This is a genomic window from Phenylobacterium sp., assembly GCF_016793225.1.
Lineage (GTDB): Bacteria > Pseudomonadota > Alphaproteobacteria > Caulobacterales > Caulobacteraceae > Phenylobacterium.
Window position 1 is genome coordinate 1 of the sequence record NZ_JAEUMN010000047.1, and the last position, 13,766, is coordinate 13,766.

The window sequence follows — 13,766 nt, forward strand, 5'->3', positions numbered from 1 at the left end:
GAAGGTGCCGCTGGTCAGCGCCACCGGCTCCACCGCCATGGGTCGCGCCGTAGGGCCGCGACTGGCGAAGCGCTTCGCCCGCGCGCTGCTGGAGCTCGGCGGCAACAACGCGGCGATCATCGCGCCCAGCGCCGACCTCGATCTCGCCATCCGCGGCGTCGCCTTCGCGGCCATGGGCACCGCCGGCCAGCGCTGCACCACCCTGCGGCGCCTGTTCGTGCACGAGAGCGTCTACGACGCCTTCGTCCCGCGCCTGAAGGCTGCCTACGGCAGCGTGAAGGTGGGCGACCCGCGCGAGGCCGGCACGCTGGTGGGCCCGCTGATCGACGCCCAGGCGTTCGAGCTGATGCAGACGGCTCTGGCCGACGCCAAGGCTGCCGGCGGCGCGGTCGCCGGCGGCGAGCGCGTCGAAGTGGGTGACGCGTCCTACGCCCGCCCGGCCCTCGTCGAGATCGACCGCCAGGCCGACGTCGTCAAACGCGAGACCTTCGCGCCGATCCTCTATGTAATGCGCTACCGCGATCTGGAGAGCGCCATCGCACTGCAGAACGACGTGCCCCAGGGCCTGTCGTCGTCGATCTTCACCAACGACATGCGCGAGGCCGAGCTCTTCATCTCGGCGCGCGGGTCGGACTGCGGCATCGCCAACGTGAACATCGGCCCCTCGGGCGCCGAGATCGGCGGCGCGTTTGGCGGCGAGAAGGAGACCGGCGGCGGCCGCGAGGCGGGCTCGGACTCCTGGAAGGCCTACATGCGGCGCGCGACCAACACCCTGAACTACGGCCGGACCCTGCCGCTGGCGCAGGGGGTGACGTTCGACGTCTGACGGACGGTCCAAACGGTTGTTTGCACGGGCGGCGCGCGCTTGGCACAATCGGGCTTTCAAATCTCCATTTTCGAAAGTCCGGTCCTTTGAGCATTTCCAACCCGGCGGCCGCCGCGAACGCCGCCGACCCGCTCGCCTCCGTCGACGCGCTGATCGAGGGCCTGGGCGGCGTGGGCTACATCGCCTCGCGGCGGATCGCGACGGCGCTCTACATGGCGGTGAACCTGCAGAAGCCGATCCTGGTCGAGGGCTCGGCCGGCGTCGGGAAGACCGAGCTGGCGCTCTCCACCGCCGCCCTGCTCGGCCTGCCGCTGATCCGCATGCAGTGCTACGAGGGCCTCGACGAGTCCAAGGCGCTGTACGAGTGGAAGTACGGCAAGCAGCTGCTCTACACCCAGATCCTCAAGGACCGGATGGGCGAGCAGCTGGCCGACGCGCCGACGATGGACGCGGCCATGGACCGCCTGCACGGCATGGGCGACCTGTTCTTCTCCGAGCCCTTCCTCGAGCCGCGGCCGCTGATGAAGGCGCTGCGCGAGGACGACGGCTGCGTCCTGCTGATCGACGAGGTGGACAAGTCGGACGAGGCCTTCGAGGCGTTCCTGCTTGAGGTGCTCTCGGCCTACCAGGTTTCGGTGCCCGAGCTCGGCGTGCTCAAGGCCAAGACGCCGCCGCTGGTGTTCCTGACCTCGAACAACGTGCGCGACCTGGGCGACGCCCTGAAGCGCCGCTGCCTGCACCTGCACATCCCGCTGCCCGAGGCCTCGCTGGAGGAGAAGATCGTCGCCAGCCGCGTGCCCGGGATCGAGGCCAAGCTGACGCGCGAACTGGTGGGCTTCGTGCAGTCCCTGCGGACGATGGACCTGCGCAAGTCGCCCTCGATCTCCGAGACGGTGGACTGGGCCCGCGCCCTGGTGCTGCTGCACGCCGACAGCCTGTCGGCCGATCTCGTCCGCGACACCCTGAACGTCATCCTGAAGTTCGAGCAGGACATCACCGCGATCGAACCGCAGGTCGTGGAGCTGCTGCACCGGCGATGAGCGTGGCGTCATGCATTCCTCTCCCCCCGCGAAGCGTAGAGGGAGAAGGAAGGGAGAGGGCGGCTCAGCGGTCGCGCGGGCAGGCCGGCCGTTCCATTGAGCTCCGGCAGCGCGGCTGCCGTGGGCCCTCGCTTCACCCGCAACGCAGCGTGCAGGCTGACGCCGCCCTCTCCCGACCCTCTCCCTCTCCGGCTACGCCGGGGGGAGAGGAGGTCTAGATGCAGCACACGCTCGAACAGTTCTTCCGCGCCCTGCGCGCCGCGGACGTCCGGGTCTCGCCGGCCGAGGCGATCGACGCCTCGCGCGCCGTGGCCGTGACGGGTTTCGCCGACCGCGCGCTCTTCAAGGATGCGCTGTGCGCGACTCTGGCCAAGTCGGCCGACGAGGTCGACCGCTTCGACTCCGTGTTCGAGACCTTCTTCGCGCGCGAGCCGGTGTCGATCCCGCCGCCCTCGGCGTCGCCCCAGGGCGAGCCCAGCCAGGAGGACCTGGCCGCCGCCGAGTCGAGTCCGCTCGCCCAGGCGGTGCTGACGGGTGACAACGCGACCATCCAGCAGACCATGGAGGAGGCCGCCCGCCGCGCCGGCGTGGCCGAGATCCGGCTCAGCACGCAGCGCTCGCGCCTCACCCGGCGCCTCCTCGAGGAGATGGGCCTGGAGGAGATCGAGAAGATCATCGCCAACGCCCGGCGCTTCCCCGAGCAGCAGGGCCTCGCCGAGCGGCTGGACCAGGCGCGGCGCGACCTGTTCGCCGAGGCCCAGGCCTACGTCGGCCGCCAGCATGACCTCTACGCGGCCGCCTCGGCCCAGGCGCTGCGCGAGGAGCGGCTGGCCCGCAAGCAGCTGAACGCCGACGGCGGCGTCGACCCCGTCGACTACCAGCTCATGGCCGCCCTGGTGAAGAAGATGGCCAAGCGCCTGGCGGCCAAGTACTCGCGCCGCCGCCACGTGGCGCACAAGGGCCACCTGGACGTCCGCAAGACCCTGCGCCGAAGCCTCGCCTACGGCGGGGTGCCCTTCGACATCCAGTTCAAGGTCAAGAAGGTCGACAAGCCCTCGATCGTGGCGATCTGCGATGTGTCGAAGTCGGTGGCCGCCGCCGCGCAGTTCCTGCTGACCTTCCTCTACTCGCTGAACGAGGTGGTGGACCGGCTGGAGGCCTTCGCCTTCTCGGGCCGGCTGATCAGCGTGAACGACATCCTCGACGACCACGGCGTCGAGCAGGCGATCTTCAAGGTGCTGCAGGAGATCGGCTTCCAGCAGACCGACTACGGCCGCGCCCTGCAGGACTTCTCGGAACAGCATCTCGACACGCTGGACCGGCGCACCACCGTCATCATCCTGGGGGACGGGCGGTCCAACTTCGCCGACCCCCGGCTCGACCTGATGCGCGAGATCCACGACCGCTCACGCGCGGTGATCTGGCTCAACCCCGAACCCGAGAGCTACTGGGGCCAGGGCGACAGCGTGATGAACCGCTACGCCCGCTTCTGCCACGTGGCCAAGCAGTGCGGCACGATCGAGCAGCTGGAACGCATCATCGACGACGTGCTCAGGAGCTACGTCCCGCACTGACGTCGTCGGCCCGCTTGCGGCGCAGGAAGGCGGAGATCTCCTCCTGCCGCGCGCGACCGATGGCGTAGGGCAGGAACACCAGCGCGCCGATCACCGACAGCGTGGCGGGGATGAAGCCCCACGCCAGGATCAGGCGGTGCACCATGTCCTCCGAGATCACGGCGCCTACCTGCGCGCCCACGTGACGAGGGAAGCTCATCAGGTCGAGGGCGAAGCCGCCCAGCATGGTGCCCAGGCCTCCGGCGGCCTTGCCCGCGAAGCCGAGGCCCGAGAAGTAGAGCCCCTCCCGGCGCTCGCCGAACATGAACTCGTGCTCGTCGGCCGCGTCGGCCATCATCGACGGCAGCGCGATGAAGATCAGGCCCGTGCCCACGCCCACCACAAGGGTGGTCAGGATCAGCCAGGGCAGCGCCTCGGCGCCGGTGGGCGCGAAGACACCCAGCGCCCGCAGGGTCGGCAGCACCATCCAGGGTACGATCACCAGGGCGAAGCCCAGGAGCATCGCGGTCTTCTTCTCCATGCGACGCAGCAGCAGGGGCGTGATCGGGATGCCGGCCGTGATGCCCAGCAGCAGGGCGTAGGAGATGAGCTGGATGGTCCCGGCCGGAAGCTTCCAGACGAAGACGAAGGTGTGGTTGTTCAGCGCCGCGTTCAGTCCGGCCGAGCTCGAGAAGATCAGCATCGAGAAGAACAGGACGCGAAACGAGGGGTTGCCGAAGATCTCGCGCATCTCCGTTCCGAGGCGCGGAAGCATCGGCGTGGCGGGCGTGAGCGGCCTGGGCAGGGTGGCCGCGTACCGCCAGATCCCGGCGCAGCTCGCCAGGGCGCCCACGAGGATGAGCGCCGCCACCGTCCAGCCGAACGCCGGATAGGCCTCGCGCCGCTGCAGGCCCGCCTCGCCGGTGAAGAAGAAGGTGAAGGCGATCCAGGTGATGAGGACCGTCGCCAGGATGCCGCCCAGCAGGCGGTACGACACGATCCGCGCCCGCTCGACGTAGTCGTCCGACATCTCGCCGCCGAGCGTGAAGTAGGGGATGTTGAACATCGAGGCGAAGGCGCGCACGCCCATCTTCAGCAGCGTCAGCCACAGGAACAGCATCAGCGGCGCAAGCGCCGGGGGCGGGGCGAACAGCAGCCCCAGCGTCACGAAGGTGAGCGGCGCGCCTGCGAGCATGACCGGAAGACGCCGGCCGAAACGCGAGCGCACGCTGTCGGACCATGAGCCGATGAAGGGGTCGAAGAACGCGTCCAGGCACATGCTGATGCCCAGGGCCAGGCCCACCAGGGCGCCCGAGAGGCCGAGCACGGCCGTGTAGTAGAAGAAGACGAAGCCGTTGGCCGCGAGGTAGCCGGACTCGACCACCTGGCCCACGCTGTAGAAGAACTTGACCGAGCCCGGGGGCTTGCGGTGGCTCTCGGCGGCGTGCTCCGCCGGTCCGCCGGCGGCGTCCTCTGCGATGGCCATCGTTGCTTGCGGTCCCCTCGTCGCCGAACGCTAGTGTGGCATCGATCGCTGCCGGCGCAGCGCGGCGATGATCTCGCCGTGGCGGGCGCGGCTGATGGCGTAGGGCGCGAAGATCAGCCCCCCCAGCACGCAGAGCGCGGCGCAGAACGGCCCCCAGGCGATGACCAGTCCCGCGAGCACGCTCTCGTCGATGACCGCGTCGGGCGAGCGCCCGGCCTCGCGCGGGAACTTCAGCAGGTCGAGCGCGAAGCCTCCCACCATCGTGCCCACCCCCGCGGCCGCCTTGCCGGCGAAGCCCAGGCCCGAGAAGTAAAGACCCTCGCGCCGATGTCCGAAGAGCATCTCATGTTCCTCGGCCGCGTCGGCCATCATGGCGGGATAGGCGATGTAGATGAAGCCGAGGCCCAGGCCGACGACGAGCTGAGTCACGATGAGATAGACCAGGGCTTCGTTGCCTTCCGGCATGAACCAGCCCCCGGCGCGCGCCACCGGCAGGACCGTCCAGCCCACGCAGAGCAGCCCGAGCCCCAGGCCCACAACGGCCTTCTTCTCCCAGAACCGCAGGAGGTACGGCGTGATCGGCACGCCCACCGTGATGCCGACCAGCGACGCGTAGGTCAGGAACTGGATCATCTCCGGCCGGAGCTTCCAGACGAAGACGTAGTTGTGGTTGTTCAGGGCCGCGTGGGCGCCGGCGGCGCTGGCGAACACCAGCATCGAGAGGAAGAGGATCCGGAACGACGCGTTGCCGAAGATCTCGACCAGCTCGCCCACGAGTCGTCGGGCCATCGGCGCCGGCTTCGTCTGCGGCTGCGGCAGGCTGGCGGCATAGCGCCAGACGCCGGCGAGCGAGACGAGCGACACGACGAACACGAGGGCGCCGATGCTCCAGCCGAAGGCCGGGTAGGCGTCGGGCCTTTGGAGACCACCCTTTCCGGCGAAGAAGACGGAATAGGCCAGCGCGGTGATCACCACGGTGGCCACGATCCCGCCGAGCAGGCGATAGGCCACCAGTCGCGACCGCTCGGCGTAGCCGTCGGCCATCTCTCCGCCCAGGGCGAAGTAGGGGATGTTGAACACCGACGCGAAGGCGCGCAGCGCCCCCTTGGTCAGGGTCAGCCAGACGAAGAGCAGGAACGGCGTGATGCCGGATGGCGGCGCGAAGAGCAGCCCCATGGTCAGAAGCGTCGTGGGCGCGCCGATGAGCATCAGCGGAAGGCGGCGGCCGTACTTCGAGCGCACGCTGTCCGACCACGAGCCGATGATGGGATCCAGCGCCGCGTCCACGCACATGCTGATGGCGACCGCCGCGCCCACCATGCTGCCCGAGAGCCCGAGCACGGCGGTGTAGTAGAAGAAGACGAAGCCGTTGACGGCGATGTAGCCGGACTCGACGACCTGGCCGATGCTGTAGAAGAACTTCACCGACGCAGGCGGTCGAAGCTCGCCGTCGGCCCTGTCCGTGGCGGCCGCCGGGACGGCCCCCTCCTCCGCGATCGCCACGTCGTTCCTCCCGCGCGGCCTCTGTTGGCTCGACGGTACGCGCGCGAAAGGTCCTGGCAACCGTGACGCCACGTCACGGCGCGTAGAAGCGACGCTACAATGCCGTGATCGCCCGAACGCGCATCAACCGAGAGAGAAATCGCATGCCGCAGACCATCTTCATCACGGGAGCCTCCACGGGCCTGGGCCGGGCCGCGGCGGTGCTGTTCGCGTCGAAGGGGTGGAAGGTGTTCGCCACCATGCGGAACCCGGAGAAGGAGGCGGATCTCGCCGCCAACCCCGGCATCACGCTGCTGAAGCTGGACGTGACCAGGCCCGAAGAGATCTCCGCCGCGGCGGAGGCCGCGCTGGCGGCGGGTCCCGTGGACGTCCTCTTCAACAACGCCGGCTACGGCTTGGCGGGCCCGTTCGAAGGCGCCACCGACGCCCAGCTGGTGGACCAGCTGAACACCAACCTGCTGGGCGTGATGCGGGTCACCCAGGCCTTCCTGCCGGCGATGCGCGAGCGCCGGGCCGGGACGATCATCACGACCACCTCGATCGGCGGCCTGGTCACGTTCCCGTTCAACTCCGTCTACCACGCGACGAAGTGGGGCCTGGAGGGCTGGAGCGAGAGCCTGGCGTTCGAACTCGAATCGTTCGGCATCCGGGTGATGACCCTCGCGCCTGGCGGCATCGCCACCGACTTCGCCAGCCGCTCGCTGGTGATGACCCAGCACGCCGCCTACGCGCAGGACATGGGCAAGACCTTCGCCGCCTTCTCGGATCCCGAGCGCCGCGCCGGCGGGTCCACGGCCGAACAGATCGCCCAGGCCGCGTGGGACGCCGTCCACGACGAGAGCGGCCGCGTCACCCACGTCGCCGGCGCGGACGCCAAGGCCAACTACGCGCGGCGCCTGGAGCTGGGCGTCGAGGCCTTCCGCGCGGAGATCCGCAGGATCTTCCTGGGGCGCTGAGCCGAGGCTCGTCCCCTTTCACCTCGCGGCTAGGGCTCGGGCGAGACCTGGATCAGGAGCTTGCCGTCGTGGTTCCCGGTGAACAGGCGCTGCAGTGAATCCATGGCGCCGTCCAGGCCCTGGTCCACGTGGACCTTCCACTTCAGCTCGCCCGAGGTCACCCAGGGGATCAGCTCGGCCATGGCCTCGCCGGCGCGCGGCAGGAAGTCGGTGATGATGAAGCCGCGGATGGTCAGGCGGTGCATGAGCACGCGGACGAAGTCGGTGGGCCCGGCGGGCCGGCTCTCGTCGTTGTAGGTCGAGATCATCCCGCACAGCGGCATCCGGCCGAAGTTGTTCATGCGGGACACCACCGCGTCCATGATGGCGCCGCCGACGTTTTCGAAGTTCACGTCGACGCCGTTCGGGCACAGCCGGTCCAGGGCGGCGCCGACGTCCTCGCTCTTGTAGTCGATGGCGCCGTCGAACCCGAGCTCGCCGGTCAGCCAGTCGCACTTGGCCTTGCCGCCGGCGATGCCGATCACCCGGGCGCCCTTCAGCCGGGCGATCTGGCCGGCGATGGAGCCCACGGCGCCGGCCGCGGCGGAGACCACCACCGTCTCGCCCGGCTGCGGCCTGCCGATGTCGCACATGCCGAACCAGGCGGTCAGGCCGGTCGCGCCCAGCACGCTCATGTAGGCCGTAAGCGGCACGCCGGGCAGCTTGGGCGCCGGCATCAGGAAGGCGCCGTTGGCGAACACGTGGGTGCTCCAGCCGCCGAGGCCGGTGTTGACCACGTCGCCCTGCTGGAACCGGTCGGACCGCGAGCGCTCGACGACGCCCAGCGAGCCGCCCCGCATCGTCTCGCCGATCTGCACCGGCGGCATGTACTGGTCCTGGTCGCTCATCCAGATGCGGTTTGTGGGGTCCAGCGACAGGTAGAGCGTGCGCACCAGCACCTCGCCGTCGGCGAGGTCGCGGATGGGCTCCTCCACCAGCTCCAGGTCGCCGGGGCGGATCTCGCCCTGCGGACGGCGGCGCAGCACCCAGCGCTTCAGGTTGGCCATGTCGATCTCCTCACCAGGTGTCCACGAAGGGACGCTTCTTGCCGGCCGGCCTCGGCGGGACGGGCGAGGCCTTGAGGCCGCGCACGAGCCAGGCCCGCGTCGCGGCCGGGTCGATGACGGCGTCGATCTCGAGCACCGAGGCCACCGACAGCGCCTTGCCGGTCTCGTACATCCGCCCCACCAGCTTCTCGAAGAGCGCCTGGCGGGCCGCGGGGTCGGGCTGGGCGTCCAGCTCCTTGCGGTAGCCCAGGCGCACGGCGCCCTCCAGGCCCATCGGCCCGAACTCGGCGGTGGGCCAGGCGATGGTCATGGCCGGAGCCGAGAAGTCGCCGCCCGCCATCGCCTGGGCGCCCAGGCCGTAGCCCTTGCGCAGCACCACGGTGAACAGGGGCACGGTCAGGCTGGTGGCCGTGACCATCAGGCGCGAGCCGCGACGCACCGCGGCCTGCTCCTCGCTGGCCGGACCCACCATGAAGCCGGGCGTGTCGCACAGCGAGAGGACCGGCACGTCGAACGCGTCGCACAGCTGCAGGAAGCGGCCCGCCTTCTCCGCGCCCTCGGCGTCGATCGCCCCGCCCAGGTGGCGCGGATCGTTGGCGAACAGGCCCATGGGCCGGCCCTCGATGCGCAGGAAGCCGGTGATGATCCCGCGCCCGTAGCCGCCGCGCAGCTCGATCCAGCTGCCGGTGTCGGCCAGCGTGCGGATCACCTCCCGCACGTCGTAGGCGCGCACGCGGTTCTCGGGGATCAGATGGCGCAGCCGGCGCTGGTCGTCGCAGCTCCAGTCGCGCAGCCGGCCCTGGAACATGCCCAGGATGTGCTTGGCGGCCGCCGTCGCGTGCGCCTCGTCCTCGGCCAGCACGTCGATCGAGCCGTTGGCGAACATCACGTCCGAGGGCCCGATCTCGTCCGGCGTGAAGACGCCCAGGCCGCCGCCCTCGATCATCGCCGGCCCGCCCAGGCCGATGTTCGAATAGCGGGTGGCGATGGTGATGTCGGCGCAGCCGAAGAAGATGGCGTTGCCGGCGAAGCAGCGGCCCGAGTTGATCGAGATCCGCGGGGCCAGGCCCGACAGCCGCGCGTAGATGGTGAAGCTGGTGGTGTCCAGGGACGAGGCCGAGAGCTGGCCCACGTCCACGTCGCCGGGCCGTCCGCCGCCGCCCTCGGTGTACCAGATCACCGGCGCCTTCCAGTGCTCGGCGAACTCCAGCACCCGGTCGGTCTTCTTGTGGTTGAAGTGGCCCTGCGTCCCGGCGAGCACCGTGAAGTCGTACGCCAGGCCGACGCAGCGGGCCGCCTCCTCGCCGAAGAGGGCGCCGTTCACCTCGCCGACGCCCGCCACCATGCCGTCGGCGGGCGTGTTGACCTGCAGGTCCACGAGCTCGCGCCGCCGGCGCTGGGCCGCGATCGCCATGGCCCCGTACTCGCTGAAGGTGCCGGGGTCGAACAGGTCGTCCAGGTTCTCGCGGGCGGTGCGCTGGCCGCTCTTGCGCCGGCGGGCCACGGCGTCGGGCCGCGCGCCGTCGAGGGTGATGCGATGCCGCTCGACCACCTCGGCGAGGTCGGGGCGGATGTGGTCGAGATCGATCGCCGCCTCGGCGTCGTCCACCGCGCCCACCGTGTCGTCGGCCTCGATGAAGGCCAGCGGGCGGCCCTCGAACACCGTCTCGCCCATCTCGACCGCCAGGGCGCGCACGACGCCGGCCGCCTCGGCGGCGATGACGTGCTCCATCTTCATGGCCTCGAGGATCACCAGGGCCTGGCCCTTGCGCACCGTCTCGCCCGCCTGTGCGGCCAGCCCGATGACGGTGCCCTGCAGGGGCGCGCGGAGCGCCTGGGTCCCGGGCGGCGCCTGGGGCTCGGGCCGCGCCCCGCCGCCCGTCTCCCCGCGCGCCGCCGCGTCGAAGTAGAGCTTCGGGTGGGCCTCGGGCTCGTGCGCCAGATCGGCCATGTGCGCTTCGATGAAGCGGGTGTGGACCTCGCCGGCGGCCACGGCCGGATGCGCCAGCAGGTTCTGCAGGAAGGCGATGTTGGTGGCGCTGCCCTCGATGCGGAACTCGGACAGCGCCCGGTAGGCCTTGGCCACGGCGCGGCTGAGGCCCCCGGCCCCCGCATGCACGATCAGCTTGGCCAGCAGGCTGTCGAAGCGCGCGCTGGTCGCGTAGCCGGCGTAGCCGAAGCCGTCCACGCGAACGCCCGGCCCGCTGGGCGGCTCGAACACCGTCAGGACGCCCCCGGCCGGCCGCGCCGACCCGTCGGCCGCCATGGTCTCGAGGTTCACCCGCGCCTGCACCGCGTGGCCCCTCGGCTCGGGCACGCGGTCCTGGGTGAGCGCCAGGTCGGCCAGCGACCGGCCGGCCGCGATCTGCAGCTGCAGCCGGACGAGATCGAGGCCCGTCACCTCCTCGGTGACCGTGTGTTCCACCTGCAGGCGGGCGTTGCCTTCGATGAAGAAGACCTCGTCGTCGGCTACCAGGAACTCCATGGTGCCCAGGCTGCGGTAGGCGGCGGCGCGGCCCAGCGCCACCCCATGGTCCAGCAACCGGCGTCGCAGCTCCTGGGGCAGCATGTCGGCGGGGGCGATCTCGATCACCTTCTGCCGCTGGCGCTGCAGCGAACACTCGCGATCCCACAGGTGGACCACCGCGTGGCCGTCCCCGACCACCTGCACCTCCAGGTGCCGCGCGTGCGGCAGGAAGCGCTCGACGTAGAGGTCGCCGTTTCCGAAGGCGGCCCTGGCCTCGGACGCGCAGCGTTCGAACGCCGCCGGCAACTCGGACGCCTCGGTCACCGGACGCATGCCGCGCCCGCCGCCGCCGCCCACCGCCTTGACCATCACCGGCCCGTGCTGCGCGAAGAACGCCTGGGCCGCCTCCAGGGTGGTCGGGCCGTCCGCGCCGGGCAGCACGGGCACGCCGCACTCCCGCGCCAGAGCGCGGGCCCGGGCCTTGTCGCCGAACAGCTCCAGCGTCTCGGGGGTCGGGCCGACGAACGCCAGCCCGGCGTTGGCGCAGGCCCGCGCGAACGCGGCGTTCTCGGAGAGGAAGCCGTATCCCGGGTGGACGGCGTCGGCGCCGGCGTCCTGCGCCGCGGCCACGATCTGCGCGATGTCGAGGTAGGCCGCCGGACCCGATCCCTTCAGCGCGACGGCCCGATCGGCCTTCTTGATGTGCAGCGAGGCCGCGTCGTCCTCGGAGAACACGGCGATCGTCGCAATGCCCATCTCCGCGGCCGTGCGCGCGATGCGGACGGCGACCTCTCCCCGGTTGGCGATCAGCAGTGTCTTCAACGGTCATCCTCACGGGCGCGGGCGGGGGGCCATCATGCGCACCGCGGCGGTCCCGCCAAGCCTGACGTACCGTTAGCTCAAGAATGGCCGTCACCGCGCCGGGACTGGACGGAGCGGCCCCGATGGTTCGCTATGCCGCAAGCTCGAAGGAGACGGGTGATGAAGCATTCGATCGGATGGGCGGCCGTGGCCGCGTTGCTGGTCGTGAGCCCTGTGGCCGCCGCGCCCAGGACCCCGGCCGCCGCAGACCTCGCGCCGGTCGGGAACCTGCAGGTCGCCGAGGCCGCCTACCAGGGACGCAAGGCCATACGCGTCGAGGACCTGGGGCCGCCGAACGGCCAGACCGACAAGCTGGTGCGGCTGAAGGGCGCGACGTTCGGGAACGGCGAGATCGAACTGTGGGTGGCCGGCTCGCCCGGGCCGGGCGCCAACACCGGCGCGCGCGGCTTCGTGGGCGTGATGTTCCGGCTGTCCGACGACGGCAAGGGGGGCGAAGCCTTCTACCTGCGTCCGACGAACGGCCGGGCCGAGGACCAGGAGCGGCGGAATCACGCGGCCCAGTACATCTCGGCGCCGGACTGGCCCTGGGAACGCACCCGGCGCGAGACGCCCAGCCGCTACGAGGCCTACGTCGACCTGGAACCCGGGCGCTGGACGCGGATGCGGATCGTGGTGGACGGCGCCCGCGCGCGCCTGTTCGTGGACGGGGCGTCGCAGCCCACGCTGATCGTCAACGACCTGAAGGGCGGCGCCGAGCGGACCGGCGGCGTCGCGCTGTGGATCGGCCCGGGCACGATCGCGCACTTCGCCGAGGTGGACATCCGGCCGAAGTGACCCTCGGCCGGAGGCTCGCCGCCCACAGCTTCAGATCGTCCCGGCGAATGCCGGGGCCCAGACCCACGTACGATATCGTGGCGGGAAGGGCTCCGAGACTGCGGACCCTGCTTCGGAGCCATTCCATCTGGATCCCGGCTTTCGCCGGGATGACCGGGTGGTAGGTAAGGGCGCTAGGCCTTCAGCATGTCCGGCGTGATGGGCAGCGAGCGGATCCGCTTGCCGGTGGCCGCGAAGATGGCGTTCGTGAGCGCCGGGATCGCCGGCGGCAGGGCCGGCTCGCCCAGTCCGGTCGGCGGGAACTCGGTCTTCAGGAACTTCACCTCCACCGGACAGGACTCGGCGATCCGCATCAGCGGATAGTCCGTGAAGTTGGACTGCTGGGTCGCGCCGCCTTCGATGGTGATGGCCTGGTGCAGCGCCTCGGAAAGGCCGTCCAGCACCGAGCCCTGCACCTGGTTCAGCGCCCCATGCGGGTTGATGATGGTCGAGCCGACGTCGGCGGCGACCCAGACCTTCTTCACCCTCACCGAGCCGTCGCCCGCGACGGCCACATGCGCCACCTCGGCGAAGTAGCCCTGGTGGCTGTAGTAGCAGGCGACGCCCATGCCCTCGCCCTTGGGCAGCTTGCCGCGGTTGGCCCAGCCGGACATCTCGCCCACGGCCTTGAGGACGCCGCGCATGCGGCCGGCGCCGTAGCGGGCGGGCGCCTCGCCGACGACCTCCTGATCGCCCAGCAGCTTGATCTGGAACGCCAGCGGATCGGCGGACGCCGCGTGCGCCATCTCGTCGATGAACGACTGGAACACGAACGCCAGGGCGTTCGAGCCCGGCGCCCGCAGCGGCCCGGTCGGCACGCCGCACGGGATCATCGAGATGTCGTACTTCACGTTCGGCACGAAGCGCGCCGGGAACTCGGCCGCGGACATCCCCGCGCTGGGACTGGGCTGGCCGGCGGTGTTGTTGGTGAAGGTGACGAAGTGGTCCTGGAGCGCGACCAGATTGCCCTGTGCGTCGACGCCGCCCTTCAGGAAGTGGTACCCGCCCGGCCGGTAGTGGTCATGGGCCATGTCGTCTTCGCGGGTCCACAGCAGCTTCACCGGCGCCCCGGCCTCGCGGGCCACATAGGCGGCCTCCACCATGTAGTCGTTGGCCAGGCGCCGGCCGAAGCCGCCGCCGCCGCGGATCATGTGGATGGTGATGTCGTCAGGCTTGATCCCCAGGGTGCGGGCG

10 protein-coding genes are annotated in these 13,766 nt (G+C 70.7%); 5 read left to right on the forward strand and 5 right to left on the reverse strand.

Features of this window, described 5'->3' with window-relative positions; all coding sequences use genetic code 11:
- From JNK30_RS05090 to JNK30_RS05100, 3 genes are all read left to right on the forward strand, one after another.
- Positions 1-826 (forward strand): aldehyde dehydrogenase family protein (locus JNK30_RS05090; RefSeq protein ID WP_293480796.1); only part of this gene is annotated, 826 nt, incomplete at its 5' end.
- Positions 827-912: 86 nt separating this feature from the next.
- On the forward strand, positions 913-1,866 hold the full coding sequence (locus tag JNK30_RS05095; protein ID WP_293480798.1) for a MoxR family ATPase: 954 nt from the start codon (positions 913-915) through the stop codon (positions 1,864-1,866).
- 218 nt (positions 1,867-2,084) lie between these two features.
- The gene (locus JNK30_RS05100; RefSeq protein ID WP_293480800.1) at positions 2,085-3,440 is read left to right on the forward strand and encodes a VWA domain-containing protein; all 1,356 of its coding nucleotides are present in this window, start codon (positions 2,085-2,087) and stop codon (positions 3,438-3,440) included.
- On the opposite strand, the gene JNK30_RS05105 is transcribed toward JNK30_RS05100, so the two are convergent.
- Positions 3,418-4,905, reverse strand: a complete 1,488-nt coding sequence (locus JNK30_RS05105; RefSeq protein ID WP_293480802.1) for an MFS transporter — start codon at positions 4,903-4,905, stop codon at positions 3,418-3,420. The genes JNK30_RS05100 and JNK30_RS05105 overlap by 23 nt on opposite strands.
- 30 nt (positions 4,906-4,935) lie before the next feature.
- On the reverse strand, positions 4,936-6,408 hold the full coding sequence (locus tag JNK30_RS05110; RefSeq protein ID WP_293480804.1) for an MFS transporter: 1,473 nt from the start codon (positions 6,406-6,408) through the stop codon (positions 4,936-4,938).
- Between the two features lie 143 nt (positions 6,409-6,551).
- Here JNK30_RS05110 and JNK30_RS05115 point away from each other — a divergent pair, with 143 nt between their 5' ends.
- Complete coding sequence (locus tag JNK30_RS05115; RefSeq protein ID WP_293480806.1) at positions 6,552-7,364, forward strand: SDR family oxidoreductase; 813 nt, start codon at positions 6,552-6,554, stop codon at positions 7,362-7,364.
- Positions 7,365-7,393: 29 nt separating this feature from the next.
- On the opposite strand, the gene JNK30_RS05120 is transcribed toward JNK30_RS05115, so the two are convergent.
- Positions 7,394-8,410, reverse strand: a complete 1,017-nt coding sequence (locus JNK30_RS05120; RefSeq protein ID WP_293480808.1) for an NADP-dependent oxidoreductase — start codon at positions 8,408-8,410, stop codon at positions 7,394-7,396.
- Between the two features lie 10 nt (positions 8,411-8,420).
- Positions 8,421-11,699 (reverse strand): carboxyl transferase domain-containing protein, encoded by a 3,279-nt coding sequence (locus JNK30_RS05125; RefSeq protein ID WP_293480810.1) that lies wholly within the window; start codon positions 11,697-11,699, stop codon positions 8,421-8,423.
- 159 nt (positions 11,700-11,858) lie between these two features.
- Between JNK30_RS05125 and JNK30_RS05130 the strand changes: the two genes are divergently transcribed.
- Positions 11,859-12,533, forward strand: coding sequence for a hypothetical protein (locus JNK30_RS05130; protein ID WP_293480812.1), 675 nt, complete (start codon positions 11,859-11,861; stop codon positions 12,531-12,533).
- Positions 12,534-12,706: 173 nt separating this feature from the next.
- Here the strand turns inward: JNK30_RS05130 and JNK30_RS05135 are convergent.
- Positions 12,707-13,766: molybdopterin cofactor-binding domain-containing protein (locus JNK30_RS05135; protein ID WP_293480814.1), on the reverse strand; the 1,060-nt coding region annotated here is incomplete at its 5' end.